A 25,774-nucleotide genomic window follows, 5' to 3' on the forward strand; every position below is an offset into this window, starting at 1 on the left:
GTCGGACAGTATCACTACCATCCAAATCTTTTGCATTGCAAAAGATTTGCTCACTCAAAAAACTGACAGGCTACTTCCGAAGAAGTATCCTATTTCATTATTTCTTGTGAACATTTGATATTTTAAGCTTTACAGCAATCCGAAGATCGCTGCTGCACTTACATCAAATGCCCACACTTATCGACTGTTAATTGTTAAAGAACGGTATTCGGTGCTGCTTATTTACTGCTCTCGCGCTATCGACAAAGCGTTGTGTTTGTCAGCTGCGAAGAAGGAAGAGTATGAAGCGTTTCGGCTATTTCGTCAACCTTCTTTTCTACTACCCAGCCCCTGAAGGCTGTCCCTTTTGTGCCGCAAACTAGTGCGTCTCATCGGGGAGGCGAATCATATCAAAGACCGTCGAAGTTTGGCAAGCGTTTTTCAAGGAAAGCGTGCATGCCTTCTTTTTGAGCAGGCGTGCCGAAAGCGGCCTGGAACAAACGGCGCTCATAGGCGACGCCATCGGTCAAGGTGGTTTCGAAGGCGCGGTTGACGCAATCCTTGATCATCATGGCCACCGAGGTCGGCATGGCGGCGATGGTCTTGGCGGCGGCCAGGGTTTCTTCCAGCAATTTATCGGCCGGCACTACGCGCGACACCAGGCCGATGCGCTCAGCTTCATGCGCGTCGATGGTACGTGCCGTCAGCAACAGGTCCATGGCCTTGGCCTTGCCAATGGCGCGCGGCAGGCGCTGCGTACCGCCTGCGCCTGGTGTGACACCGACCTTGATTTCTGGCTGGCCAAATTTGGCGCTGTCGGCAGCGATCAGGAAATCGCACATCATGGCCAGTTCGCAACCGCCACCGAGTGCGTAACCGGCTACGGCGCCCACTACGGGTTTGCGCACGCGCAAGATATGCTCCCAGTTGCGGCTGATGTAACCCTGGGTGAAGGTGTCCGGGTAGGTGTAATCGGCCATGGCGGCGATATCGGCACCGGCGGCAAACGCTTTTTCGCTGCCCGTGAGCACGATACAGCCGATATTCTCGTCCGCGTCGAACTTCAGCACGGCGTCGCCCAGCTCATTCATCATATTGTCGTTCAATGCGTTGAGCGCCTTAGGGCGGTTCAGGCGGATGACCGCCACTTTGTCCTGGATATCGATGATCAGGTCTTCATATTGCATAGTGCCTCCTCTCGATGAACGGTAGCGACGATTGTAGCGGCTAACGGCAGCGGTGCGGCAAGTGCGCTGCCATTATTGTGAGGCTATCACCTTTATCGAGCAGCGTATTTTTCCTTCCTTCTTCCAGTATTGCGCCCGCCACCTGCGCGGCGACGGCAGCGCCGCCAGCGTCAATTTTCGCCGCCTGTGGTTCAGCAACGGCCTCAATTGCTTCGGCGCCCAGATCACCTCGCTGGCCCTGCCCCTGTGTGCGGTACTCTTGCTGCATGCGACTTCAGTGAAAGCATGTCGGGCCTGGCGTTGGCCAGTGTCGTCGTCGCCTACTGGTGCGGCGTGCTGTCGATGCCGTGGCTATATGTAGTGGGATTCATTTTCGGCACGGGCTTCGTCGTGGGCGGCGGCGCCGAACAGGTTTTCCTGACCTTTTTGGTGGGCCGCGACGGCTTGATTGATGCACAATCACAATTTGCCGCCACCGAATCGGCTTCGCGCCTGATCGGCCCCGGCCTGGCCGGCGTGCTGGTGCAAGTCTTGTCGGCGCCCGTCGCCATCCTGTGCACGGCTTGCGGTTATCTGGTGTCGGTCATTAATTTGCGTGCCATGAGCGTGCGCGACCCGCGGCCTGCACCGTCCGACAAGCACGCCCTGCGCGACATCGCCGACGGCTTGCTGTTTGTCTGGCGTGAACCGCTGCTGCGTGCGCTGGCCTGGGGCGCCGGCATCTGGCACTTCCTGTTTTACGCCAGCATGGCCTTGACGGTGCTGTTCGCCACGCGCGACCTGGGCATGAGCCCTGGCGTGCTGAGCATGACGCAAATGCTGGGCCGCATGACCTCGACCATGCGCTTCCTGACGGTGGCGACGGCGCCGCTGGGCGCGCTGGCCGCCGGCTGGGTAGCGGAACACTTTGGCGTGCGCAATGGCCTGGCCTGCATCGCGGCGGGCAGTATCTTGTTGACCGTCGCCATGGTGTGGGGCACGCCGCTGCGTAGCGTGCGCACCTGAAGCGATGAACGGGCATACACTTCCAAAAGATTGCCTTGGCGACATTAATCATGCCAAAGCCTGTGAGGTTTGATTTACATCAAGGTTTTAATTGATGTAAATCCATAAGCTGTCTTACATCACTCTAGGAGCACGTCATGTTTAACACCATCTTATTTCCCACCGACGGCTCGCCGCTGTCCGACAAAGCGGCCGAGACGGCGCTCGCCTTCGCTCAATTGAACAAGGCCAGGCTGGTCGCCCTCAGCGTGGTGCAGCCCTTCCCGTTCTCGCCGATGGCCGATGGCGGCATCGTGCTCGACGCCGGTTTGTACGAGCAACAAATGCAGGAAGCATCGCAACGCGCCGTCGACAAGATCGGCGCAGCGGCGCGCGCCGTCGGCGTGCCCTTCGAAGGCGTGGTCGCCGTCTCGCCCAGCCCACACGAGGAAATCGTCAATGCGGCGCAAACCTACCATTGCGACATCATCCTGATGGCCTCGCATGGCCGCAAAGGCTTGAACAAGCTGTTCGTGGGCAGCGAAACGCAAAAAGTACTGGCGCATACCCAGCTGCCAGTCATGGTCTTGCGCTAGCGCATCCCCGCCCGGCGCCGCGAGAAACTCAGCGCGCCGGCGCCTGCTTCGGCAGCAATACCCACACGGCGCCGCTCTGCTTCATGCGGCCCGCATTCTCGGCCGCTTCCGCACCGAAACCAAAGAAGTAATCGACCCGGATGGGGCCGCGAATGGCGCCGCCCGTATCCTGCGCCATCACCAGGCGCTGCATGGGAATCTCGCTATTGGCTTGCGTGGTGGACAGGAACACGGGCGCACCCAGCGGCAAGAAGCGCGAATCGATGGCCACCGAGCGCTGCGGCGTCAAGGGCACGCCCAGCGCACCCTTGGGCCCCACTTTCGGATCGGGCAGGCGCTCTTCCTTGAAGAAGACATAGCTGGGATTGGCGTTGAACAATTCATCCTTGCGCGTGGGGTGGCCGGCGATCCACGCCTTGATGCCCTGCGCGGACGCCTGACTCAGGGTCAGCTCGCCCTTGTCGACCAGATAGCGGCCAATCGACTTGTAGGGATGGCCGTTTTGATCCGCGTACGCCACGCGCACGGTTTCCTGCGTATCGGTCAGTTGCACGCGCCCGGATCCCTGCACTTGCAGGAAGAACGCCTCGACTTCGTCATCCACCCACAGCAACTCCTTGCCCGTGACGGACGTGGCGCGCTCGATGTCGGCGCGGGTCGCATACGGTATCACCTTCTTGCCTACCAGCTTGCCCCGTAAACGCATGTTCTTCAGCTCCGGATACACGCCGGCCAGGTCGACGGACACGAGATCGTCTGGCACCTTGTACAGCGGCGTCTGGTATGGACCGCCCCGCTTGCGCGCGCCATGCAGCAGCGGCTCGTAATAACCGGTCACCAAACCAGTATTGGCGCCATCGGCAGCCACCACTTGATTTGGCACAAAGAAGGTCTCGAAGAACAGGCGGATGGCCTTGTCGCTGTCGGCATTTACCTGGCGCGCAATCGTGCACGACTCCTTCCAGTCCGGCCGCTTGACCAGCACGCCGCATGAAGCCATGAAGGCTGGCCAGGCGGCGCGCATGTCATCGCGGGCCCAGCCAGGCAGGGCGGCAAACTTGACGGGCACGAAGGTGGGGGCCGACGCTGCATCAATCGTATCCTTGGCGTCGGCTGGCTTGGCTGGCACTGGCTTGACGACGGTCGGCGCAATCGCGGGCGCCTTGCCAGTCGCGCTGACCGGTTCTGCCGGCGGCGTGGTACAGGCGGAAAGCGCAAGCGCGACGGCGCCGATTGAAACGGGTAGACTACCGAGTGTAAAGAGATGACGGGTAAATACTAAGCTGCGGGTAAATAACATAGGGGTGCGTATGTGGATCTTGATGATAGAGGCGCTGGTGGCGTTCTTCTTGCTGGCATTTATAGTCTGGTGGACCATGTATTCGGGTAAAAAACCCGCGCCACCGGCGCGCAAGCAGCTCGGCGAAGAACAGGACAGCACCGAAAAACTGAAATAAGGGGCGCACGCCCCCTGTTTCTCGTTAATGCAGGGTGCGCGGCACCGACAGCACAAACTCGGGAATCGGCGCTTCGAACTGATGGCCATCTTCGGCCACGCAAAAGTATTCGCCGTGCATCGAACCTTGCGGCGTGCCCAGCATGGTGCCGCTCGTGTATTCGAACTGCTCGCCCGGCTGCAGCAGCGGCTGGTGGCCAACAGCGCCCAGGCCCCGCACCTCTTCCACCTTGTTGTTCGCATCCGTGATGACCCAGTGGCGCGAAATCAGTTGCGCGCCAGCCGTGCCCGTGTTGACGACGCGTATCGTGTAGCTGAACACGTGCCGCCCCTGGTCCGGTGCCGATTGTTCGGGCAGATATTGTGTCTTGACCGTTACCGTAAATTCATAAGTCGCCATCGTCATTCCTATTCAGACATTGCCAGTCGTATATTGTGTGTCGCGCGCGCTGCATTGGCCACCGCGCGCCATGTATTCTGCGTTCCAGTAAGGCATGGTAACGGCGTCAAGCGTAAAATAGCGCATCTTCGCATTTTCTACTCTTAGCCCTTAGCCACCATGACAACATTCCGTATCGCTCCCAGCATCCTGTCCGCCGACTTTGCCCGCCTGGGCGAGGAAGTGCGCAACGTCGTGACCGCCGGCGCCGACATCATCCACTTCGACGTGATGGATAACCATTATGTGCCGAACCTGACCATCGGCCCGCTGGTGTGCGAAGCGATACGCCCGCACGTGCAAGTGCCCATCGATGTGCACCTGATGGTCAAGCCTGTCGATCGCATTATCCCGGATTTCGCCAAGGCCGGCGCGAACATCATCACCTTCCACCCGGAAGCGTCGCAACACATCGACCGTTCGCTGCAGCTGATCCGCGACAATGGCTGCAAATCGGGCCTGGTTTTCAACCCGGGCACGCCGCTGCACTTCCTGGAACACGTGATGGACAAGATCGACATTATCCTGATCATGTCGGTCAATCCGGGTTTTGGCGGCCAGTCCTTCATCCCGCATACGCTCAAGAAAATCGCCGAAGCGCGCCGCATGATCGACGAATCGGGCCGTGACATCATGCTGGAAGTCGATGGCGGCATCAAGATCGACAATATCGCCGCCGCCGCTGCCGCCGGCGCCGACACCTTCGTCGCAGGCTCGGCCATCTTCGGCAAGCCGGATTACAAGGCCGTCATCGACGCCATGCGCGCCGAGCTGGCAACGGTAAAAGGCGCCTGATGCAAGCGGGCACGGTGAAAGACCATGTACTGGCCGGCGTGCGCGCCGCCATCATCGATCTCGATGGCACGATGCTCGACACCGTGCCCGATTTTCATGTCGCCATCAATGGCATGCGCGCCGAATTGGATCTGGCGCCCATCAGCGCCGAGGCCATCAAGCTGATGGTGGGCAAGGGCTCGGAAAATCTGATCCGCGCCGTGCTGGCACTCGACTTCGATACCGCCGGCGTGGAACAGCGTTTTGACACGGCGATGGAGGCCTACCAGCGCCACTACCTGGCCATCAATGGCCAGTTCAGCACCCTCTACCCCGATGTGGAAGCAGGACTGGCGGCAATGAAGGCGGCGGGCTTGCGCCTGGCCTGCGTCACCAACAAGCCGATCGCCTTCGCCCTGCCCCTGCTGAAGCAGAAAAACCTGGCACAGTATTTCGAGATCGTCTACGGCGGCGATTCGCTGCCGAAGAAAAAACCGCACCCCATGCCGCTGCTGCAAGTGTGTGCAGACTTCGGCATGGCGCCCGCCAAAGTGGTGGCCATCGGCGACTCTTCGAATGACGCGCAAGCGGCACGGGCTGCGGCTTGCCCCGTCTTGACCGTACCGTATGGTTACAACCACGGACACTCTATACACGACACCGATTCCGATGGTATAGTAAATACGCTGCTCGAAGCGGCCGATTTTATTAGCATGCACAACAGACCAGCATACTGACCAAGCCCAACACCATATCGTGAACACGTTTCTCATCAAAAAACACAATGTCACCCAAACCGGCTCGATTGAGGCCTGGCTTTGGCGACGCTGGCAATCCTGGCAGGCCTAAGGCCGAGCCGTGTAAGATTGCTGTCGGCTGCGCGCGCGCGCCGGCAGGTTTTTTGATAACCCACCGCAGGGTCTGTGCTTTGTAGGCACGACGCACACGCGTACCCTGACGGCATGGAGAGATACATGACCGAACTCGAATTCAAATCGCTGGCCCAGCAAGGCTACAACCGCATCCCTTTGATCGCGGAGGCTTTTGCCGACCTGGAAACCCCGCTCACGCTGTACCTGAAACTGGCGCAGACCCAACAAGGCGGCAAGAACACTTTCTTGCTCGAATCCGTCGTCGGCGGCGAACGCTTCGGCCGCTATTCCTTCATCGGCTTGCCCGCCAACACCGTCTTGCGCAGCCATGGCAAGCGCACGGAAATCGTCAGGAACGGCGTCGTGATCGAAGAGCATGAAGGCAATCCGCTCGACTTCATCGAACAGTACCAGTCGCGCTTCAAGGTGGCCCTGCGCCCCGGCATGCCGCGCTTTTGCGGCGGTCTGGCCGGTTACTTCGGCTACGACACCGTGCGCCACATCGAGAAAAAGCTGGCCGGTGGCGCACCGAAAGACGACTTGAACCTGCCCGACATCCAGTTGATGGTAACGGAGGAACTGGCCGTCATCGACAACCTGTCCGGCAAGCTGTACCTGATCGTGTATGCAGACACCACACAGCCCGAGTCGTTCTCGAAAGCGCGCCAGCGCCTGAAGGACTTGCGCATGATGCTGCGCCGCGGGGTCGATGCGCCGGTCACCAGCGCCTCCGTACGCACGGAAACCATCCGCGACTTTTCCAAGGAAGACTATCTGAAAGCGGTCGCCAAGGCGCATGAATACGTGATGGCCGGCGACCTGATGCAAGTGCAGATCGGCCAGCGCATCCGCAAGCCTTACGTCGATTCGCCGCTGACCCTGTACCGTGCCCTGCGTTCGCTCAATCCCTCGCCCTACATGTACTTCTATAATTTCGGCGACATGCAGATCATCGGTGCCTCGCCCGAGATTTTAGTGCGCAACGAGAAGCTGGCGGATGGCGGCAAGAAAGTCACCTTGCGCCCCATCGCCGGCACCCGGCCACGCGGCGCCACGCCTGAACGCGACGCCGAACTGTCGGCCGAGCTGCTGGCCGACCCGAAAGAGATCGCCGAGCACGTGATGCTGATCGACCTGGCCCGCAACGACATCGGTCGCATCGCCGAAACGGGCAGCGTGCAAGTCACCGACCGCATGGTCATCGAAAAATATTCGCACGTGCAGCACATTGTCTCGAACGTGGAAGGCAGCTTGAAAGACGGCTTGTCGAACCTGGACGTGCTGCGCGCCACCTTCCCCGCCGGCACCCTGACGGGCGCGCCAAAAGTGCGCGCCATGGAAGTGATCGACGAGCTGGAAATCACCAAGCGCGGCATCTATGGCGGCGCCTGCGGCTACCTGTCGTTTGGCGGCGAAATGGATGTGGCGATTGCCATCCGCACGGGCGTGATCAAGGACGGCATGCTGTATGTCCAGGCTGCGGCCGGCATCGTGGCAGACTCGATCCCCGAAATGGAATGGCAGGAAACCGAAAACAAGGCGCGCGCCGTACTGCGCGCTGCCGAACAAGTGCAAGATGGCCTGGATGGGGAGTTTTAAGATGCTGCTGATGATCGACAACTATGACTCCTTCACCTACAACATCGTGCAGTATTTCGGCGAACTGGGTGAAGACGTGCGGGTCTACCGCAACGATGAAATCACGATCGAACAGATCGAAGCGCTGAACCCGGACCGCATCTGCATCTCGCCCGGCCCGAAAGCACCAGCGCAGGCGGGCATATCGGTGGAAGTGCTGAAACACTTTGCCGGCAAGAAGCCGATACTGGGCGTGTGCCTGGGCCACCAGGCCATCGGCGAGGCGTTTGGCGGCAAGGTCATCCGCGCCAAGCAGGTCATGCATGGCAAGACTTCCCTCATCGCGCATACGGGCGTGGGCGTATTCAAGGACCTCCCCAGCCCCTTCACAGTGATCCGCTACCACTCTTTGGCGATCGAACGCGCCTCGCTGCCTTCCTGCCTGGAAGTGACGGCGTGGACGGACGACGGCGAAATCATGGGCGTGCGCCACCGGGAATACGATATCGAGGGCGTGCAGTTCCACCCCGAATCGATCCTCTCGGAGCACGGCCACGCCCTGCTGAAGAACTTTCTCGAGCGCTGATTCCCTGCGCACGCCACGGCGTGCCATCAGTGTCCTCCTGCGCCATCATTGAAGAAGGAAGCATCATGCCGATCACCCCACAAGAAGCCCTGTTGCGCTGCATCGAACACCGCGAAATCTTTCACGACGAAATGCTGTACCTGTTCCGCCAGATCATGTCCGGCGAAATGTCGCCCACCATGATCGCGGCGCTGACCATGGGCTTGCGCGTAAAAAAGGAAACCATCGGCGAAATCGCCGCCGCCGCGCAAGTAATGCGCGAGTTTTCCACCAAGGTGCCCATGGCCGACACCACCAACCTGCTCGACATCGTCGGCACGGGCGGCGACGGCGCGCACACTTTTAATATCTCCACCGCCTCGATGTTCGTGGCGGCAGCAGCCGGCGCGCGCGTGGCCAAGCATGGCGGGCGCAGTGTGTCTTCCTCGTCCGGCAGCGCCGACGTGCTGGACTCCCTGGGCGTCAACATCAACCTGCAGCCAGAGCAGATCGCCCAGTCGATCGCGCAGACGGGCATCGGTTTCATGTACGCACCGAACCACCATGCGGCGATGAAGCATGCGGCGCCCGTGCGCAAGGAACTGGGCGTGCGCACGATCTTCAATATCCTGGGGCCGCTGACCAATCCCGCAGGCGCGCCAAACATCCTGATGGGCGTGTTCCACGCCGACCTGGTCGGCATCCAGGTACGCGTGCTGCAGCGCCTGGGCGCGCAGCATGCCATCGTCGTGTATGGCCGTGACAATATGGATGAGGTATCGCTGGGTGCGGCCACCATGGTCGGTGAACTGATCAACGGCGAAATCCGAGAATATGAAATCCATCCAGAAGATTTCGGCATGTCGATGATCGCCAGCCGCAACCTGAAAGTGGCCAACTCCATCGAGTCGAAGGCCAAGATGATGGAAGCGCTGCGCGGCGAGCCCGGTGCGGCAGCGGACATCGTCGCCTTGAACGCGGGCACGGCGCTGTACGCGGCCGGCGTGGCCAGCTCGATCGAAGACGGCCTGGCGCGCGCGCGCGCCGCCGTCAGCTCGGGCGCCGCCATAGCGAAACTCGACCAATTCGTGCAGGTGACGCAGCAGCTGGGCACCCCGGCGCAAGCGTAAGCTCCCCCGCCCTCCTTTATAGAATAGCGACCATCATGTCCGACATACTCGATAAAATCCTGGCCGTGAAGGCCGATGAAGTGGCGAAGGCCAAAGCCCACCGCAGCCTGGCCAGCCTGCGCAACGACGTGGAAAGCGACAACGCCCTGCGCGCCGGCCTGCGCGGCTTCGAGGCAAGCCTGCGCCAGCATATCGCCGCCGGCAAACCCGGCATCATCGCCGAAGTAAAAAAGGCGTCGCCATCGAAAGGCGTGATCCGCGCCGACTTCCGCCCGTTTAACATCGCCGCCAGCTATGCAGCGCATGGCGCGGCTTGCCTGTCCGTGCTGACGGACGAGCAGTTCTTCCAGGGCTGCGTGGCATATCTGCAGCAGGCGCGCGCCGCCTGCGCCATCCCTGTGCTGCGCAAGGATTTCATGGTCGACATGTACCAGATCTATGAAGCGCGCGCCATGGGCGCCGACTGCATCCTGTTGATCGTCGCCGCGCTCGACCACGGCCTGATGGCCGACATGGAGGCGTGCGCCCACGAACTGGGCATGGACGTGCTGATCGAAAGCCACGACGGCGAAGAACTCGACGCGGCACTCAAGCTCAAGAGCGCGCTGATCGGCATCAACAACCGCAACCTGCGCACGTTCGAGACCTCGCTCGACACCACGATTAATCTCTTGCCGCGCATCCCGCAAGACAAATTGATCATCACGGAATCGGGCATCCACAGCACGGCCGACGTGAAACGCATGCGCGATGCGCGCATCCACAGCTTCCTGGTGGGCGAAGCGTTCATGCGCGCGCCAGACCCCGGCGTGGAACTGGAGCGCCTGTTCAGTTAAACCATGGTAGGCTGGCAGCCATGAGAGATGCGATCACCATCCTTGCCGCCACTGTCCTGCTGTCGGCTTGCCAGACTGCCTCCCCTCCAGTGGAGCGCACGCCCCCTCGCACGCCGGCCGCGATACAGCTTGCTGCCAACATCGACGCCTACAAGTCGCTGGCGGCGCAGCAGATCATGGCGGCCAACGGCGCATATACATTCAACGGGCGCCTGCCGCCCCTGTTGCCGGCCATCGTCGTGCTCGACCTGAGCGTTGGCCCCGACGGCGAGCTGAAAAGCGTGCGCGTGCACCGTTCACGCGACAGCGAAGCATCGGCTGCCGCGCTGGCAGCCGTGCGGCGCGTGCAAGAACTCTTTCCGCCCGCGGCACACCTGATGCACCGCCACGCCAGAACCTTCGATTTTTCCGAAACCTTTTTGTTCAACGAGCAGTATCGATTCCAGCTGCGGACATTGTCAGGTCCGCAATAAACGCGCAAGCATCGAGTTCGATGCGGTCGCGTCCCCGCTCCTTGGCCAGGTACAGGGCGGCATCGGCGCGCGACAGCAATTCATCCAGCCCCTCCAGCACCGATGCCTGGCAAGCGACGCCTATGCTGACCGTGCACGAAGGCAGCCCCGCATGACTGGACTCGCGCAGCAAGGCGCGAATGCGTTCGGCCACGCCCAACGCACTTTGCGCAGAGATGTCCGGCATCAGCACGACGAACTCCTCGCCGCCGAAACGCGCCACGCAATCCGATTCGCGCAGGGCGCCATCGATGATGGTGGCCACATGCGCCAGCACCTGGTCACCCACCGCGTGACCATAGCGGTCATTGATCGCTTTGAAGTAATCGAGGTCGATGCTGAGCAGTGTCAGCGGCAAACGGCGGCGGCGCAGATTGCCTATCTCGCGCGCATAGGCATCGCCAAAGCCGCGCCGGTTCAACACCTGCGTCAACGGATCGTGGGTCGAACGGCGCTCCAGTATCTGCTGCAGGCGTCGCGTCGCCACCGTCATGAAGCCTACCGTCAGCAGAAGCGCCATGAAATTGGCGACTGCCAGATAGATGCCGGCCGGCGTGGCGGCCACCGCCAGGGTCACACTGGCGCCGCCATGCAGCAACGCCGACACCCCGCGCGCCAGCACCACGACAGCTTGCAGCAGCATCAGCGCACCAAAGAAAAAACTAGAAAAATGGCGCTCGCCGTAGCGCCATACCAGCTGCACCTGCCGCGCATAAAACAGGAAGACCAGCAGGGAGAAGAGCGCCACGCGCGCCGAGAAATCGGGGCGCACCAGCAGCCACCAGCTGCTGCCAGCGATGGCCAGAACAAGTATCAGCAGATAGGCGCGGCGACTCGTCGCCCGGCCATAGAATTTCTCAGTGCCCAGCATCGACAGGCCGATGCCGGCCACCAGCGCCGCATTGGCCGCGATCATGGAAAATGCCTGCGGCAGCACCTCGCGGGTAGCGAACAGCAGGGATGCGCACACCAGCAACAGCAAACCGGCCGCCCAATGTCCCAGGCCATGCACCTCGCGCCGAAAACTACGATACACGGAGAACATGACGATGCTCATCGCCCCGCACATCAGGGTCGTCATCAACATGATCGTTCGTGGATCGAGGGTTTGCACGTTAGGCGAGATCTAAAAGAGACAGTTCGGCAATTTTAGTTTAGTTGAAGGAAAATTAGTTCATTTGCGGTAAATATGATGGCACAGCGCCAATATTGGCGGATTAGTTGCATTCAAGAAGTGGCATCTTGAAATGAAAAACCGGCCATAAACGGCCGGTTTTCGAACTTAACGCATGATCATCATGCCGCGCTAGGACGCTTCAGTCCCGTGGCTTTCTGTGGTGCCGGCAGCAAGCTCAAGCTGACACCCGGCACGCGGTCACCCTGCAATACGGTGGCAAACGTCATCAGCTCGTCGCGGCGGAAGGCGTGGATGGCCACCCTGGCGCCGACGGCATAACGGGCCAGCAAGGTGTCGAGGTTGGTGCCGGTCACGCGCAAGCCATCGACCGCCACCAGCACGTCGCCCGCCGACAGGCCAGCCACATGGGCGGCGCCGCCCTGGTGCACCTGCGCCAGTCTGGCATCGTTGCCGTCGCGGCCCAGATTGACGTCCAGGCTGGGCTTTTCCGCCTTGCGCGAGTCGCTGTATTTCACGCCGAACGGCGCCAGCAAGCGCGCCAGTGGCACATCGTCCGTGCCGCGGATGTAGCGCTCGAAGAACGGCTTCATGCGCGTGCCGGAAATCTCATCGAACAGGGCTTCGACTTCGGCCGGCGTCACGCCACGGCCTTTGCCTTCTCCCTTGCCCTTGTAGAAATCGCGGCCATAGCGCTGCCACAGCGCCTGCATCACGTCGTCCAGCGATTGCTCGCCATCCGTCTTGCTGCGGATCGTCAGGTCGAAAGCCAGCGCGATCAGCGAACCCTTGGTGTAATAGCTGACGATGGCGTTCGGCGCGTTTTCATCCTGGCGATAGTACTTGCCCCAGGCGTCGAAGCTGGAATCGGCCACGCTTTGCTTGCTGCGACCGCTGCCGCGCAGCACGCTGTTGACGGTCTTGCCCAGCAGCTTGAAATAGGCTGCCTCGTCGATCAGGCCGGCGCGCACCAGCATCAGGTCGTCGTAATAGCTGGTGAAGCCCTCGAATAGCCACAGCAGCGGCGAATAGCTTTCCGCCTGCAGCTTGTACGGCGCAAAAGCGGCCGGCTTGATGCGCTTGACGTTCCAGGTGTGGAAGTACTCATGGCTGCACAGGCCGAGGAATTTCAGGTAGCCGTCGCCGATCTCCGTGCTGTCCGACGCCGTCGTCGGCAAGTCGGCGCGGGCGCAGATCAGCGCCGTCGAAGCACGGTGTTCGAGGCCGCCGTAACCGTCGCCGACGGCCATGGTCATGAACACATAGCGGTCCATCGGCGCCTTTTTTGTCTTCGGCTCGAAGAAGGCGATCTGCGTTTCGCAGATCGCCTTCAGATCACGGCATAAACGGGCCAGGTCCAGGTTTGGCACCTTGCCCGTGACAACGATATCGTGCGGCACGCCATGCGCCTTGAAGGTGGCCAGCGCGAAGTCGCCCATCTCCATCGGGTGGTCGATCAACTCATCGTAATTGGCGGCCTGGTAGCTGCCAAAGCCATAGCGCTTCGCTTTGAGTTCCGGCAAGGTGGTGGCCACGCGCCAGGTCTTGCAAGCGGCATCCTTCGGCTGCACGATGTGCACCTCGTGCGCATCGGATTCCTGGCCCAGTACGCGCAGAAACACGCTGGTGCCGTTGAAGAAGCCGTGATTCTGGTCCAGGTGTGCGGTGCGCACGGACAAATCCCACGCATACACGTCGTATTCGACCGTCAAGGCGCCCTTGCACGGAGCGGCTTGCCACGAATGCTTGTCCAGCTTGGTCAGCGCCACGGCCTTGCCCTCGGCCTCGGCGCGGATGCTGACGATGTTGCGCGAAAATTCGCGGATCATGTAGCTGCCCGGGATCCAGGCCGGCAAGGACAAGATTTGGCCGATGGCGGCCGGCGACTTGACCGTCAATGTGACTTTGAACATGTGGCCAGCCAGGTCGGAGGCGGCGATGCTGTAGATGATGCCGGCGGCGGGCGCCTTGGCGATACTTTTTTTAATTGGAGCTTTTTTCATGTTTTCCTCGTGTCTGGCATGGGTGTTCTAAAGTCGCCCGGGCGCGCCATGCACCGGCGACAAATCGTCAGGTGTATCAATATCGCGCAAGATGCCGCTGTCGTCCACTCTCACGTCGCATACCGCATGGCTGTTGACGATGCTGCGCGCGCCCTGGTCGCCATCGAGCGCCAGCAGCAGCGGCAAGTGAAAGGCACTGAACGCGACAGGATTGCCGCGCCGGCCCTGGAACACGGGCACGGCGATGCGCGCGCCATCTTCTATGGCTTGCGACAAGGCGGCGATTGTAGCCGGTTCCACACCAGGCATGTCGCCCAGGGCGATCAGCCAGCCCGGCGCGCCGCGCACATAATCGATGGCGCAGGTGAGCGAGGCGGCCATGCCCGTGTCGGCATCATCGCAGACGCGCACCTCGCAGCCTAGCGCACCGAGCACGCGCGCCACCTGCGTGTCGTCGGCACGCACCACGGCCAGCACGCGCGGCAAGGCGGCCAGCATGTTCCTGGCCGCCGCCACCACTACCGGCAAGCCCGCATGCGGGCCTTCCATCAAAGGCTGCAATAATTTGTTCTGTACGCCGGAAGGGTCGAACCTGCGCCCCCTTCCGGCTGCCAGCAAGATGCCGACCGTACTCAAAAGACCACTGCCGTCATGCCGCCGCCAAATCAAACGGCAGCTTGCGCAGGCGCTTGCCCGTCAGAGCAAACAACGCATTGGCAAACGCGGGCGCCAGCGGCGGCACGCCCGGCTCGCCCATGCCCGTGGGCGCGTCGCCCGACGGCACCAGGTGTACCTCGATCACCGGCATATCGGGCATGCGCGGCACGGGGTAGTCGCCAAAGTTCTGCTGCTGCACTACGCCATCCTTGAGCGTGATGGCCGCGCCGGGAATGGTCATGCCCAGCGCCATCAGCGCGGCGCCCTGCACTTGCGCCTCGATCGTCAGCGGATTGACGGCCAAGTTGCAATGCACGCCCGCCCATACCTGGTGCAGCCTGGGCGCGCCCTCCACCACCGACGCCGTTACCACGTAGGCGACCACGGAATTGAACGATTCATGCATGGCCACGCCCCAGGCCTGCCCTTTCGGCAGCTTCTTCCTGCCATAGCCGGACTTGGCCACGGCCAGGTCCAGCGCGGCGATGTGGCGTGTGTGCTTGGCGTCGATCAGCTGCTTGCGGTAGGCGACGGGGTCCATCTTTGCCACATGCGCTGCTTCATCGATCAGGGTTTCCATGACAAAGGCCGTATGCGTCGAGCCCACAGAGCGCCACCACAGTACGGGCACGTTCGCCTTGGCCGTATGCACGGACAGCTTCATCGGCAAGGTGTACGGTTCGCCCATGCCTTCGACCATGGTGCCATCGACGCCATTTTTCACCATGAAGGCTTCGAACGGCGTGCCGGCCATGATGGACTGACCCACGATGGTATGGTCCCAGGCGAGTATCTTGCCCTTGGCGTCGAGGCCGATCTGCGCGCGGTGCACATGCGAAGGACGGTAGTAGCCACCCTTGATGTCGTCCTCGCGGCTCCACATCAGCTTTAATGGTCCGCTCTTGCCCGCCGCCCGATACGCCTTGGCGACATTGACGGCTTCGACCACGTAGTCTGAGGACGGCACGGCGCGCCGGCCGAAGCCGCCGCCGGCCATCATGGTATGCAGGGTCACCTGTTCGGGTTTCAGTCCAGAGGTGGCAGCGATGGCCGCCTGGTCGCCGGTCTGGAATTGCGAGCCCACCCACATCGTGCATTGGTCGGCCTGCAGGTCGACGACGCAGTTGAGCGGCTCCATCGGCGCGTGTGCCAGATAGGGAAACTCATAGACGGCCTCGATTTTTTTCGGCGCCTTGGACAATGCGGCGACATCGAATGCGCGCGCCACCGTACCCGGCGTCTTGGCCAGCGCCTTGAAGGCCGCCAGCTGCTGGTCGCTGCTGACCTTTTCCACGGCGCTGCTATCCCACTCGATCACCAGCGCGTCACGTCCCTGCTTGGCCGGCCAGTAGCCGTCGGCAATCACCGCCACGCCGCTGCCGCCACGGTCGGTCTTCACTTCCAGCACCTCCAGCACACCCTTGATGGCCTTCGCCTTGCTGGCGTCGAACTTCACCACTTTCGCGCCAAACACGGGCGCGCGCGCCACCATGGCCACTTTCGCGCCAGGCGGCTTGAAGTCGATGCCGAACTGCTGTTTTCCCGTGGACTTGGCGGCAGCGTCGAGCCGTTTCACGGGTTGGCCGATGATGACAAAGTCGCGCGGATCCTTCAGCTTGACGCTGGCGGGTACGGGCTGGCGCATGGCGGCGTCGGCAAGTTCGCCATACGTCGCCTTTTGCCCACCGGGGCCATACAGCACGCCTTTCGCGGCGCGCACCTGGTCGGGACTGACTTTCCATTGCGCGGCGGCGGCGCCTACCAGCATGGCGCGCGCCTTGGCGCCGATTTCGCGGTACTGCGTAAACGAATGGGCGATGCTGCCCGAGCCACCCGTCATCTGCATGCCGTAAGCGGCATCCTTGTACTGCTCCCCGGCCGGCGCCAGCGCGCCATGCACCAGGCTCCAGTCGGCGTCAAGCTCCTCGGCGATCAGCATGGGCAAGCTCGTTTGCACGCCCTGGCCGAATTCCAGCCGGTTCACCTGCACCGTCACCGTGTTATCGGGGGCGATGTGCAAAAAGGCGTTCGGTGCATACACGGGCTTGACGGGGGCGCTATCAGCTGCCATCGCCAGCTTGCCTGCGCCCGGCAGGAAAAAGCCCAGCATCAAGCCTCCGCCAGCCACCGCGCCGGCCTTCATGAAACCGCGCCGCGAGACGCCATCGGCCACCGCAACCGGCGCCGATGCCAGCGCCGCGCCCAGGGTGACCCCGCCATGCTGCAATGCTTCCTGATTCAACCATTCGATACGCATGTCGCTCTCCTCAGGCCAGGGTCTTGGCCGCGTCCTTGATGGCTGCGCGGATCCGTTGATAGGTGCCGCAGCGGCAGATATTGCCGCTCATGGCGCCGTCGATGTCGGCATCGCTGGGCGCCTTGTTGCTGCGCAGCAGCGCCGTGGCGCTCATCACCTGGCCGCTTTGACAGTAGCCGCATTGCGGTACGTCGTGGCGCACCCATGCCGCCTGCACCGCCTTGCCCACCTGGTCGTTTTCCATCGCCTCAATGGTGGTGATCTTTTGTGCGCCCACCGAAGAAATCGGCGTGATGCAGGAGCGGATAGGCTGGCCGTCGAGGTGCACAGTGCAAGCGCCGCACAGGGCCGCGCCGCAACCGAATTTGGTGCCCGTCATGTTCAGGTTATCGCGCAGCGCCCACAGGATGGGCGTGGAAGGATCGGCGTCGACCTGCGTGTCGCGTCCGTTGATATTCAAGGTAATCATCTGCTGCTTCCCCTTTTTTGGATTGTTATGGCGTCTACAAATACCACTTGATGATACGACAGCGGAAAAAAGTGCAAAAAAAAGCGCGCCTTGCGAGGGCGCGCCATCCAGCCTTCCTGGCGACAGCCCGGATTACTTAATGGTCGAGAATTTCTGTTCCAAGGTCTTCGCATCGACTGCGCCCGGAATGCGGCTGCCGTCGGCAAAGAAGATGGCCGGCGTGCCCGAGACGCGCAACTGTTGGCCCAGGGCCAGGATTTTTTCATGCGGATTGGCGCAAGTGGCGGCCACCGTGGCTGGTGCCTTGCCGTTCAACATCCAGTCATCCCAGGCCTTGTTGCGGTCAGGTGCGCACCAGACATTGCGCGACTTGACGATGGAGTCCGGCGACAGGATGTTGTACATGAAGGTGTACACGGTGACGTTGTCGATTTCCTTCAGCGCGTTCTGGCGGAAGCGCTTGCAATAGCCGCAGTTCGGATCTTCGAACACGGCGATCACGCGCTTGCCGTTGCCCTTGACGGATTTCATGGCCGAATCGAGCGGCAGGTCGGAGAACTTGATGCGGTTGACTTCGTCCAGGCGCACCTTGGTCAGGTCTTGCGAGGTCTTGGCATCGAAGACGTGGCCGACGAACAGGTATTGCGCGGCTTTGTCCGTGTACAGGATGTCGCCGCCCGTGCGCACTTCGTACAAGCCGCCATACGGGGTTTCCTTGACCGAATCGACCTTGGCGCCTTCGCCCAGGCGCGGCTCGATCAGCTTTTTGATGCTCGCTTCCGTTGGCGTTTCTGCGCCGGCGCACGACATCATCAGGCCCGAGGCCATCAGCAAGGCGATTTTGCTCATGCTTCTGTTCATTGTTATCACTATCACTTCTCCACTTGAAACGCCTGGCTGAACTAGCCCCTGGCCCGACGTCATTATCTCTTTGACAAAACGATCGCCGCAGACCAGCTGCGGCGACCTTGAATTTTCACTGCTACCATTATCCGGCGATATCTTAAGATTCGCTGATATTTACTGATGTCCCAATGCGTGCGCAATCATTTTTCGCTTCAGCGCCGGCAATTTATCCAGCAAGTTTAATCCCAAATTGCGAACCACGCGCAACGGTTCCAGATCGGCGCCAAATAATCGCGCCAATCCATCGGTGGCCAGCTGCATCAGCAGCACGTCTTCCTTGCGCGCGCGCGCGTAGCGGGCCAGCACGCGTTCGTCGCCGATGCCGCGGTGCGCTTCGCGATCGCTGATCGTCTTGACCAGCTGCGCCACGTCGGCAAAGCCCAGGTTCATGCCGTGGCCGGCCATCGGGTGCACCACGTGGGCGGCATCGCCCACCAGGGCCACGCGCGGCGCCACCATGGCGTGCGGGCGCATCAAGGTCAGCGGAAACGCGCGCACCAGCTCCGGCTGCAACGGCGTCAGTTTGCCCAGTTTTTCGTGGCAATACACGGCCAGGCGCGCAGCCAGGGTGTCGGCCGATTCGGTCATCAAGGTATCGGCCAGCGCATCGGGCGCCGACCAGACCAGCGAAACGCGATCGCCCGGCAGCGGCAGCAGCGCGACGATGCCTTCGCTACCCGTGAACCACTGGTGGGCCGCGCCATGGTGCGGCTTTTCGCAGGCGAAGTTGCTGACCACGCCGCGCTGGCCATAGGAGCGGTAATCGAGGCCGATGTCGCACTGGCCGCGCACCCACGATTGGGCGCCGTCTGCGCCCACTACCAGCGCGCAGGTGATGCTGTCGCCGCCATCAAGGTGCACGATGGCAGAGTCGCTCGTCCATTCCAGGCGGCTGGCCAGCCCCTGCAACACGCTGACGTTTGGCGCGAACTTCAGGGCGGCGTCCAGCGCCTGGCCCAGGTTGCGGTCTTCGACGATCCACGCCAGGGTGCCCACATGGGCGCCGTAGGCATCGAAACCGAGTCCGCCCGCCTGCGCGCCGTCGCCGTTGACCAGCATGGCGTCGACCGGCGCCACCCTGTCGGCCGCCAAAGCACCCCACACTTTCAGCGACGACAGCAACTCCTGCGCCGTGTGATTGAGCGCATACACGCGCACATCCCAGCTGGCTTCGACCGGCTTGGCGGCCGAAGGGGATGTGGAGGCGGGTGGACTCACCGGGGATAACAGGGTGACGCTTTGTCCTGCCTGGGCAAACGCCAGCGCCGTGGTTTTCGCGATGGCGCCGTTGCCGACGATGCAAACGTCGCTGTGGCTGTGCATGAAGCGCCGCATGGTGGGGGGAGTGGGACTGTTCATGCGGCCATTATAGCGTTTACCGGCTCCGTTTCAGCATGAGCTTGCGCCGGCGCAAACGGCGAAAAGCCAAAGATTTGCACTATTCTTGATCCTGGCGCAGAAATGCCTGCGCCCGCTCCAGCACTTCATCGCGCCCCGCGCGCAAGCCGGCCACGCTGGGCGCGACCATGATATGGGGCTGCACACCCACTCTTTGCAGCTGGCGCCCGTCGGCATGGCGCACTTCCAGCCCCGAATACCAGACATGGACTTTTCCAGGAAGCACCACTTCGCGCAAATCGCCATCCGCGCCCGCGCTGGGCGTACCGATGAAGGTGACGGGAGTGGCCGCCTCGACCGCCAGCGCCAAATGCTCGGCCTGGCTTTGCGTGTGTTCATTGATCTGCATGACGACCTTGCCCTGGTACAGAGGAGCGCGTGCGGGGAACAGGAAGTCGGGATACGCCAGTTGCACGCCGTAGCTGGCCTCAGGAGCCGTCACCAGCGGCTGGTAGTTCATGGCAAAGATACTGGCGTCATTGACATTGAGCCGTTCCGCGATGGCGCGGCCCGTGCCATGCGGATAGCCACGCATATCGAGTATGAGGGCGCGGCTGCCTTTTATCTTGTCAAACATGGCGTCCACCTCGCCCGCTTGCAAGCGGTCCAGATCGACGTAGGCGATGCCCTTGTTCACCGCGATCATCGGGCGCGCGTGGCGCGGCGCCAGCGCATCGTCCAGCGGCGTGGGCTGCAGCACCACCTCGCGCCGCTTGCCATCGCCGCCATCGACCTGCAAGGTCACGCTGGCGCCGGGCAGAAAAGTCAACATCTCGGCCATGGCCTTGCGCCAGCGTCCCGCTTCGTTCGAAGCGGCCATCGCGGCGCGCAACCGCGCCAGACGCGCGCCCACGTACTCGCCATCGATTTGCACGATATCGTCGCCCACCTTCAGCAGGCCCGAACGCAGCAAGGCAGGGTCTGTCACGTTAGCCACCAAGATGCCCTCATCGATGGCGGCCAGCACCACGCCAATGCCGTGCGTGCGGCTATTCCCACCCAGCGCCCGGCTGCCCACACCGACATGGCTGTCATCCAGGCTGGCCGCCATCTCCTGCAGGATCACGCCATACTCGTGCGCATCCTGCACCTTGGCCATCTTGTACAGGCAGCGCTGCAAGGCCTCATCCCAGGAACTGCTCATCAGGCGCTTGGCCGGAAAATAGTTATCCAGCGTGGCCCACAGCTTGATGGCGGCCAGCATACGCCACTCGTGCTCGGGCAGGCGCATGTCGCGATACGGTTCGTCACCGTAGCGCACCGGAAACAACGGAGCAGATGCCGGCGGCGATATCACCGGTGTCGATGGTTGCGCCAGCAGCGCCAGCGCCGCCTTGACGGGCGCGCTGGCCGGCCCGGTGGCGCGATCCATGCGCAAGGTGCGGTCGGCGGCCAGCACGGCGGCGCTGCCGTCCGGCCAGGCCAGCTGGCCGGACGCAAATTCGACGCGCAAGCCATCGCCTATCGACAACGTTTGCACGGGACCGGCGCGGCTGCGCCAGGCGCCCTCCTCGGCCACGATGCGCGCGCGGCCGGTGCGCTGCAGCGCCAGCACGGCATGCGGCACCATCTGCGTGTCATTGACAATGAAGACCATGGGCAGCGCCCGCGCCCCAGGCGCCGGCTGCAGCCGTTGCGTCTCCATCTGCATGAAACCCGCCGTCATGCCTTCCCAGTGCCCGAGAGTATTCGGGCGCGGGCCGGTGGAAAAGCGATAGCGCTCGGCCGGCAGCAGCAAGGGTTCGGCGATCAACTGCGCCAACACGGCATGCAGCATGGCTGGCGACGGCGCGCGGGAAAGCTCCCTGCGCGGACGCAAATCAAGTATGACTTGCCTGGCCCTGGCTGGCAGCGGCGGCGGGCCGCCATCCCGCATGCCAGGATGCAGGTGCAGCAGCGCCGTGTCGCCGGGCAGCCATTCCAGCACATCGCCATCGGCCGGCCAGCGCACGTACGCCGGCGCCTCTGCTCCGATGCGCAAGGCCTCATCGTGCAGCGGCGCCATCAGGGTCGCGATGGCAAGCCGCAAGCTGGGTTCATCGTATTCGTCCCGCAGTTGGGGCAAGGCCGCCACCAGCGCGCGGTCCCAGTCGATGCGGTCGTCAGCCAGCGCCGGATGCGTGGCGCGGGCCGCGCTCCACAAGCGCGCCAGCGATACGATATTCTCGTCGCCCGCCTGTGCCGGCGCTGCGGCCCAAACCAGCACCGCCCCCAGCAAGCCCGCCAGGGCGCGCCGCGCGCGCCCATTTTCTACCGCCATGCATTGCATCGCCATCCCGGTTTCCCTGTTCCGCCACTGAAGCCAACGCCTGCGCCGCACATAAAAAAACCGGCTAGCGCCGGTGTGTACATCGCGATGCGAATTGACTGGTTTGATAAGAAGTTAATTATAAGGCAATTATACTGCGCAGGCCATAGCGTTAAGCGGCAAGGCTACCACTGCGTACCTACGCGCGCGCCGATCAATCGCCTTGCATCAATCACCTCGTGGCGCCGGGCCGTCCGGCGAGCATGCGTTCCCTCTCAATGAAGGCAAAGCGAGGCAAGGCGGGACGCATACGGCACCGCCGAGCGACACACCAGCCGCCCCCGATTTATTGAGAAAACACTGGCCACATGGGATAATATTTGACTCAGTATCAAATAAAGGCATGCCTGCCCAGGAAATCGAGGAAAAATTACAGTCGGCTCTTGCATTCCCGTTTTGGTCTGCTATAATTCGCCACCTTGGCCTGGTAGCTCAGTCGGTAGAGCAGAGGATTGAAAATCCTTGTGTCGGTGGTTCGATTCCGCCCCGGGCCACCAAGAATTCGTTCACGCAACGCCCACTCATGTTAGTGGGCGTTGTCGTTTCCGGGGTGCGCAGTCCTTGGCGCCGGTTCATTTCCGGCACAAGCGCTGCACCCCGTTGACATCCCTCACTTCAGCTCGACCTGCGCCGTGCCTTGCGTCGCCCAGAGGCGCCGATATGCCCCTTCTGGATCATGGTCGCGCATTTGCTTTTGCAGGTTGAACCGTCGCCCGTTGCGCGGGTCGGTCCCCCGGCCGGCAACGTACAGCCAGTTACCCTGATTGCTGTAGACGTCGTAGTCGATCAGTTGCGCTTCAAACCAGGCAGCGCCGGCGCGCCAATCGCAGCCCAGATCGTGCACCAGGTAACTGGCAACAATTTGACGCAGCCGGTTGGAGAGATAACCGGTGGCACTGAGCTCGGCCATGCCCGCATTGACAAGCGGTTCACTGGTGCGGGCTTGGCACCATGCTTCGAATCGATGCGCATCGTGACTGGGCTGACCCAGGCTGCTCAAGCCTTGCGCCCGGTACAGCGCGACCCCGTGCTGCAGGTGCAGAAAGCGGAAATAGTCACGCCACATCAATTCAAACCAGATCCAGTAAGTGCTGTCGTTGGCGCCGTGCACTGCTTCAAACTGCCTGAGCGCGGCAAATACCATGCGCGCGGATAGCGCGCCGCAGGCGAGCCATGGCGAAAACTTGGTGGAGTAGTCCACGCCGGTCAAGCCATTGCGTGAGAACTTGTAAGTGTGCGCCAGCGCGCCAGAAAAATACTGCCGCAGATGTTCAGCGGCGGCACTCGGGCCACCGTAAAAAGCAGGTAGCGCGTACGGGAACGACGACCGTGCGGTGGCAAGATGCGCCTCCTGGGGCACGTCCGGCACCACTGTCGAGGTTTCAGCCAGGGCTGCGAAGGCCGGCGGCAAGGGCGGAATCGTCGTCGGCCGCGCGAGCGGGGCCGACGGCGCCGCCTGCTCTCGCTCTACAAGTATGCGGAAGTTAGTGAATACATCGGGCAAGGCAGCGCACGGAAACGGCAGCGCTGCCGGATCGAGCAAGCTCGATTGCGCGCGGCACATTCCAGGGCGTCGCGACCGATGCGCTGCGATGGCAATACACAAATAACAGATGGCCGGCGTGTTGGCAGGCTTGGCGCAAGGCCGGATTATCCTCGAGCCGCAAATCATTGCGGAACCAGTAAATAAGCGTTTGTGCCGACCTTGCAGCGGGGTCGGTATTCATGCCTGACGCTTGCTATCCTGGCGACAGCGATCTGAACAGTACTTCACCTCGGCCCAGACCTTTTCCCATTTTTTACGCCATGCAAACGGCAGCTGGCATTGCTGACAGAGCCTGGTCGGAACGTCAGATTTTTTTCGCATACGCATGTTGATAACTCTGGCTAACGTCGCACGTAGGGTGTCGCGGGAGGCAGCAAAAGCCGGCCGCAACTGGGCGGCCTGACGGCCCGCTCGATCGAGTATGCCACATTCGGGCGGCGCCACAATCTTACGGGAAAAACGGATCTGGCGCTGCTATAAGCGCCGTCCTGAACGGGCCATTTCCGGCCCGCTCGCTACCCTCATCCGACGCACCTGGCGCCGGGCAATCCGCTTTACCACATCAAATCATCAGGAATCTGGAACGCCGCATACGGATCGTCCTCGTCCACTTCCGTGCTAGCCTGTTTCACGCGCACGACGATGGCGGGATCGCGTTCGGCGATCTTGCCGGCGATGATGCGCGGCACCAGTTCCACGGCGCCGCCCAGGCAGACGATCACCAGACGGCCCGCCACCAGGTGGGCTTGCACGGCAGCCGTCACGTAGATGCGCTCGATCTTGTTATTAAAAGCGAAGTTGTACGGCAGCTCGCCGTGGTTGCCCTTGCTTTGGCGGTTCTGTTGCACCAGCTGCGCGATCTGCGCCACGATGGCTTTCTGGTTGACGGCCGCGTCGCGCTGGGCGTTCAATTCGCGCGCGCGTTCGGCGTTCTTGCGCTGCGTCTCCAGGGCGGCCAGGCGCACCTCATCGACACTTTGCGTGCCGCTCTTGCGCTCGTCCTTTTTTTGCTTGCTCTTGTCCTGGTTGGCCAGTTTGACCTTCTTCTTGTCGACCAGGCCGGCCTTTAAAAACTGCTCTTGCAACGAGACCATAACTACTCCGTATTGAGGGTGCGCCGGCCAAGGCGGCGGCATCGGCCGGTGGAAAGACGCTAGCATAGCAAAAAACAGGGCCGCTGCTGCCGCAACATGACTGCCAGGAGCAGCCGGTGGACACTTGGCGTCTGGCAGTAACAAAAAGACACACTCGATTGGAAATTTTGTTGATAAATGTCATATAGTTAGTTACGTTCTGCATATCGGCAGTGAACTGCCGATTGCATGTCCCCTTCCATCGCCTGCGTCTACAAGGATTGCCATGAAACAATTATTCGCCCTCTGCATCGCTGCCGCGTTTGCCAGCACCGTCTTTGCCGCCGCACCGGAAGCGGCCCCTGTCGCCAAGACGGCGCAACAGTCAAAAATGACCACCTGCAATGCCGATGCCGCCGGCAAGAAAGGCGATGAGCGCAAAACCTTCATGAAGGAATGCCTGAGCGCCAAGCCGGCACCGGCCATGACGCAGCAAAACAAAATGAAAGCGTGCAATGCCGACGCCAAGGACATGAAGGGCGACGCGCGCAAGGCTTTCATGAAAGAATGCCTGAGCGCGCCCAAGAAATAAGCACGGCTTCGTAGCGCCATTGTGCGCTGCACCCCATAGCGCCAGCCGAAAGGCTGGCTTTTTTTATTCCCACCGCCTGGAGTTCCCTCTTGCCCTATCGCCTGTCCCCTTCCTCTGCCGGCAGCCTGCTGGCCACCAACTGCCTCGCCATCCTCCTGGCAGGCTGTCACACGGCCACGCCCGCGCCCCTTTCGACACCTGCCGTGCGCGTGCCGGCCAGCATGCCGGCCGGCTGCACCCCGCCAGCCTGGCCCCTGGGCGAGAAACGGCGCGGCGCACAAGGCAGAGTGACCTTGCACTTCACGGTGGAAGCGGACGGCAAGGTCAGCGCAGCGGCAGTCATCCGCTCCAGCGGCTATCCTGCCCTCGACGAGGCGGCCCGCGATGCTCTGGCCCGGTGCACCTTCCAGCCTGAAACGCTGGATGGCAAGCCCGTCGCCAGCAAAGTGATCATGCCCTACCAATGGATCAATGAATGAATCGCCGGCGCTGAACGCCGGCAATCATGATGAATGATCAAGA

At 61.9% G+C, this 25,774-nt stretch carries 28 protein-coding genes and 1 tRNA gene; 13 read left to right on the forward strand and 16 right to left on the reverse strand.

Translation table 11 applies throughout. The annotated features are described in order from the left end of the window. Positions 1–389 precede the first annotated feature (389 nt). Both CSZ94_RS21170 and CSZ94_RS28875 read right to left on the reverse strand, forming a co-directional pair. Complete coding sequence (locus CSZ94_RS21170; protein WP_102123336.1) at positions 390–1,166, reverse strand: enoyl-CoA hydratase; 777 nt, start codon at positions 1,164–1,166, stop codon at positions 390–392. Positions 1,167–1,206: 40 nt separating this feature from the next. Beyond that, positions 1,207–1,434, reverse strand: a complete 228-nt coding sequence (locus CSZ94_RS28875) for a hypothetical protein (RefSeq protein WP_258001126.1) — start codon at positions 1,432–1,434, stop codon at positions 1,207–1,209. A 17-nt stretch (positions 1,435–1,451) separates the two neighbouring features. Here CSZ94_RS28875 and CSZ94_RS21175 point away from each other — a divergent pair, with 17 nt between their 5' ends. Both CSZ94_RS21175 and CSZ94_RS21180 read left to right on the forward strand, forming a co-directional pair. Next, the gene (locus tag CSZ94_RS21175; RefSeq protein ID WP_258001127.1) at positions 1,452–2,171 is read left to right on the forward strand and encodes an MFS transporter; all 720 of its coding nucleotides are present in this window, start codon (positions 1,452–1,454) and stop codon (positions 2,169–2,171) included. Between the two features lie 137 nt (positions 2,172–2,308). Next, positions 2,309–2,746, forward strand: coding sequence for a universal stress protein (locus CSZ94_RS21180; protein ID WP_102123337.1), 438 nt, complete (start codon positions 2,309–2,311; stop codon positions 2,744–2,746). Positions 2,747–2,774: 28 nt separating this feature from the next. On the opposite strand, the gene mltA is transcribed toward CSZ94_RS21180, so the two are convergent. Then, positions 2,775–4,046, reverse strand: coding sequence for a murein transglycosylase A (gene mltA, locus CSZ94_RS21185; RefSeq protein WP_258001128.1), 1,272 nt, complete (start codon positions 4,044–4,046; stop codon positions 2,775–2,777). Positions 4,047–4,056: 10 nt separating this feature from the next. On the opposite strand from mltA, the gene CSZ94_RS28115 reads away from it, so the two are divergent. Beyond that, the gene (locus CSZ94_RS28115; protein WP_165829277.1) at positions 4,057–4,203 is read left to right on the forward strand and encodes a hypothetical protein; all 147 of its coding nucleotides are present in this window, start codon (positions 4,057–4,059) and stop codon (positions 4,201–4,203) included. A gap of 24 nt (positions 4,204–4,227) precedes the next feature. Here the strand turns inward: CSZ94_RS28115 and apaG are convergent, their stop codons facing one another. Further along, positions 4,228–4,602, reverse strand: a complete 375-nt coding sequence (gene apaG, locus CSZ94_RS21190) for a Co2+/Mg2+ efflux protein ApaG (RefSeq protein WP_034753698.1) — start codon at positions 4,600–4,602, stop codon at positions 4,228–4,230. A gap of 159 nt (positions 4,603–4,761) precedes the next feature. Between apaG and rpe the strand changes: the two genes are divergently transcribed. The 7 genes from rpe to CSZ94_RS21225 all read left to right on the forward strand — a co-directional run bounded on the left by rpe (position 4,762) and on the right by CSZ94_RS21225 (position 10,869). Next, a complete protein-coding gene (rpe, locus tag CSZ94_RS21195) occupies positions 4,762–5,436 on the forward strand; it encodes a ribulose-phosphate 3-epimerase (RefSeq protein WP_102123338.1) in 675 nt (224 codons plus the stop codon). Continuing rightward, positions 5,436–6,152: a phosphoglycolate phosphatase gene (locus CSZ94_RS21200; RefSeq protein WP_102123339.1), complete on the forward strand. Its 717-nt coding sequence runs from the start codon at positions 5,436–5,438 to the stop codon at positions 6,150–6,152. Before rpe ends, CSZ94_RS21200 begins: the two co-directional genes overlap by 1 nt. Before the next feature lie 237 nt (positions 6,153–6,389). After that, positions 6,390–7,886 carry an anthranilate synthase component I gene (gene trpE, locus CSZ94_RS21205; protein ID WP_102123340.1) on the forward strand — a complete coding sequence of 499 codons (1,497 nt, stop codon included), beginning with the start codon at positions 6,390–6,392 and terminating at the stop codon, positions 7,884–7,886. 1 nt (position 7,887) lies between these two features. Beyond that, entirely contained in the window at positions 7,888–8,451 is a 564-nt protein-coding gene (locus CSZ94_RS21210; RefSeq protein WP_102123341.1) for an aminodeoxychorismate/anthranilate synthase component II, read from the forward strand. Between the two features lie 65 nt (positions 8,452–8,516). Then, complete coding sequence (gene trpD, locus CSZ94_RS21215) at positions 8,517–9,560, forward strand: anthranilate phosphoribosyltransferase (RefSeq protein ID WP_102123342.1); 1,044 nt, start codon at positions 8,517–8,519, stop codon at positions 9,558–9,560. A 35-nt stretch (positions 9,561–9,595) separates the two neighbouring features. Beyond that, on the forward strand, positions 9,596–10,396 hold the full coding sequence (gene trpC, locus CSZ94_RS21220) for an indole-3-glycerol phosphate synthase TrpC (RefSeq protein ID WP_102123343.1): 801 nt from the start codon (positions 9,596–9,598) through the stop codon (positions 10,394–10,396). 20 nt (positions 10,397–10,416) lie between these two features. Continuing rightward, positions 10,417–10,869, forward strand: coding sequence for a hypothetical protein (locus CSZ94_RS21225; protein ID WP_102123344.1), 453 nt, complete (start codon positions 10,417–10,419; stop codon positions 10,867–10,869). Here the strand turns inward: CSZ94_RS21225 and CSZ94_RS21230 are convergent. The 8 genes from CSZ94_RS21230 to CSZ94_RS21265 all read right to left on the reverse strand — a co-directional run bounded on the left by CSZ94_RS21230 (position 10,820) and on the right by CSZ94_RS21265 (position 21,993). After that, entirely contained in the window at positions 10,820–11,995 is a 1,176-nt protein-coding gene (locus CSZ94_RS21230) for a GGDEF domain-containing protein (RefSeq protein ID WP_102123345.1), read from the reverse strand. The genes CSZ94_RS21225 and CSZ94_RS21230 overlap by 50 nt on opposite strands. Positions 11,996–12,204: 209 nt before the next feature. Beyond that, positions 12,205–14,046 carry a M61 family metallopeptidase gene (locus CSZ94_RS21235; RefSeq protein WP_102123346.1) on the reverse strand — a complete coding sequence of 614 codons (1,842 nt, stop codon included), beginning with the start codon at positions 14,044–14,046 and terminating at the stop codon, positions 12,205–12,207. 27 nt (positions 14,047–14,073) lie between these two features. Beyond that, positions 14,074–14,682, reverse strand: a complete 609-nt coding sequence (locus tag CSZ94_RS21240) for a nucleotidyltransferase family protein (RefSeq protein WP_102123347.1) — start codon at positions 14,680–14,682, stop codon at positions 14,074–14,076. Positions 14,683–14,695: 13 nt separating this feature from the next. After that, positions 14,696–16,960, reverse strand: coding sequence for a xanthine dehydrogenase family protein molybdopterin-binding subunit (locus CSZ94_RS21245; RefSeq protein ID WP_102123348.1), 2,265 nt, complete (start codon positions 16,958–16,960; stop codon positions 14,696–14,698). Positions 16,961–16,970: 10 nt separating this feature from the next. Further along, entirely contained in the window at positions 16,971–17,429 is a 459-nt protein-coding gene (locus tag CSZ94_RS21250) for a (2Fe-2S)-binding protein (RefSeq protein ID WP_071079595.1), read from the reverse strand. A gap of 132 nt (positions 17,430–17,561) precedes the next feature. Next, positions 17,562–18,278: a DsbC family protein gene (locus CSZ94_RS21255; RefSeq protein WP_242428528.1), complete on the reverse strand. Its 717-nt coding sequence runs from the start codon at positions 18,276–18,278 to the stop codon at positions 17,562–17,564. A 171-nt stretch (positions 18,279–18,449) separates the two neighbouring features. After that, on the reverse strand, positions 18,450–19,694 hold the full coding sequence (locus CSZ94_RS21260; protein ID WP_258001129.1) for an FAD-dependent monooxygenase: 1,245 nt from the start codon (positions 19,692–19,694) through the stop codon (positions 18,450–18,452). Between the two features lie 79 nt (positions 19,695–19,773). Further along, positions 19,774–21,993 (reverse strand): S41 family peptidase, encoded by a 2,220-nt coding sequence (locus CSZ94_RS21265; protein ID WP_180977563.1) that lies wholly within the window; start codon positions 21,991–21,993, stop codon positions 19,774–19,776. Positions 21,994–22,462: 469 nt separating this feature from the next. On the opposite strand from CSZ94_RS21265, the gene CSZ94_RS21270 reads away from it, so the two are divergent. Further along, positions 22,463–22,538: transfer RNA gene (locus CSZ94_RS21270), tRNA-Phe, on the forward strand. A 113-nt stretch (positions 22,539–22,651) separates the two neighbouring features. Here CSZ94_RS21270 and CSZ94_RS21275 read toward each other — a convergent pair. From CSZ94_RS21275 to CSZ94_RS21285, 4 genes are all read right to left on the reverse strand, one after another. Beyond that, on the reverse strand, positions 22,652–23,584 hold the full coding sequence (locus CSZ94_RS21275) for a DASH family cryptochrome (protein ID WP_258001130.1): 933 nt from the start codon (positions 23,582–23,584) through the stop codon (positions 22,652–22,654). Further along, positions 23,526–23,768, reverse strand: coding sequence for a deoxyribodipyrimidine photo-lyase (locus CSZ94_RS28880; protein WP_258001131.1), 243 nt, complete (start codon positions 23,766–23,768; stop codon positions 23,526–23,528). Before CSZ94_RS28880 ends, CSZ94_RS21275 begins: the two co-directional genes overlap by 59 nt. After that, positions 23,765–23,914 carry a DUF2256 domain-containing protein gene (locus CSZ94_RS29320; RefSeq protein WP_102123351.1) on the reverse strand — a complete coding sequence of 50 codons (150 nt, stop codon included), beginning with the start codon at positions 23,912–23,914 and terminating at the stop codon, positions 23,765–23,767. Before CSZ94_RS29320 ends, CSZ94_RS28880 begins: the two co-directional genes overlap by 4 nt. Before the next feature lie 227 nt (positions 23,915–24,141). Continuing rightward, on the reverse strand, positions 24,142–24,681 hold the full coding sequence (locus tag CSZ94_RS21285; protein WP_102123352.1) for a DUF2058 domain-containing protein: 540 nt from the start codon (positions 24,679–24,681) through the stop codon (positions 24,142–24,144). 265 nt (positions 24,682–24,946) lie between these two features. Between CSZ94_RS21285 and CSZ94_RS21290 the strand changes: the two genes are divergently transcribed. Both CSZ94_RS21290 and CSZ94_RS21295 read left to right on the forward strand, forming a co-directional pair. Then, on the forward strand, positions 24,947–25,252 hold the full coding sequence (locus tag CSZ94_RS21290) for a PsiF family protein (protein ID WP_102123353.1): 306 nt from the start codon (positions 24,947–24,949) through the stop codon (positions 25,250–25,252). A gap of 89 nt (positions 25,253–25,341) precedes the next feature. Next, a complete protein-coding gene (locus tag CSZ94_RS21295) occupies positions 25,342–25,731 on the forward strand; it encodes an energy transducer TonB (protein WP_102123354.1) in 390 nt (129 codons plus the stop codon). The last annotated feature ends 43 nt before the right edge of the window (positions 25,732–25,774 follow it).

This window comes from Janthinobacterium sp. ROICE36, assembly GCF_002869965.1.
Lineage (GTDB): Bacteria > Pseudomonadota > Gammaproteobacteria > Burkholderiales > Burkholderiaceae_D > Janthinobacterium.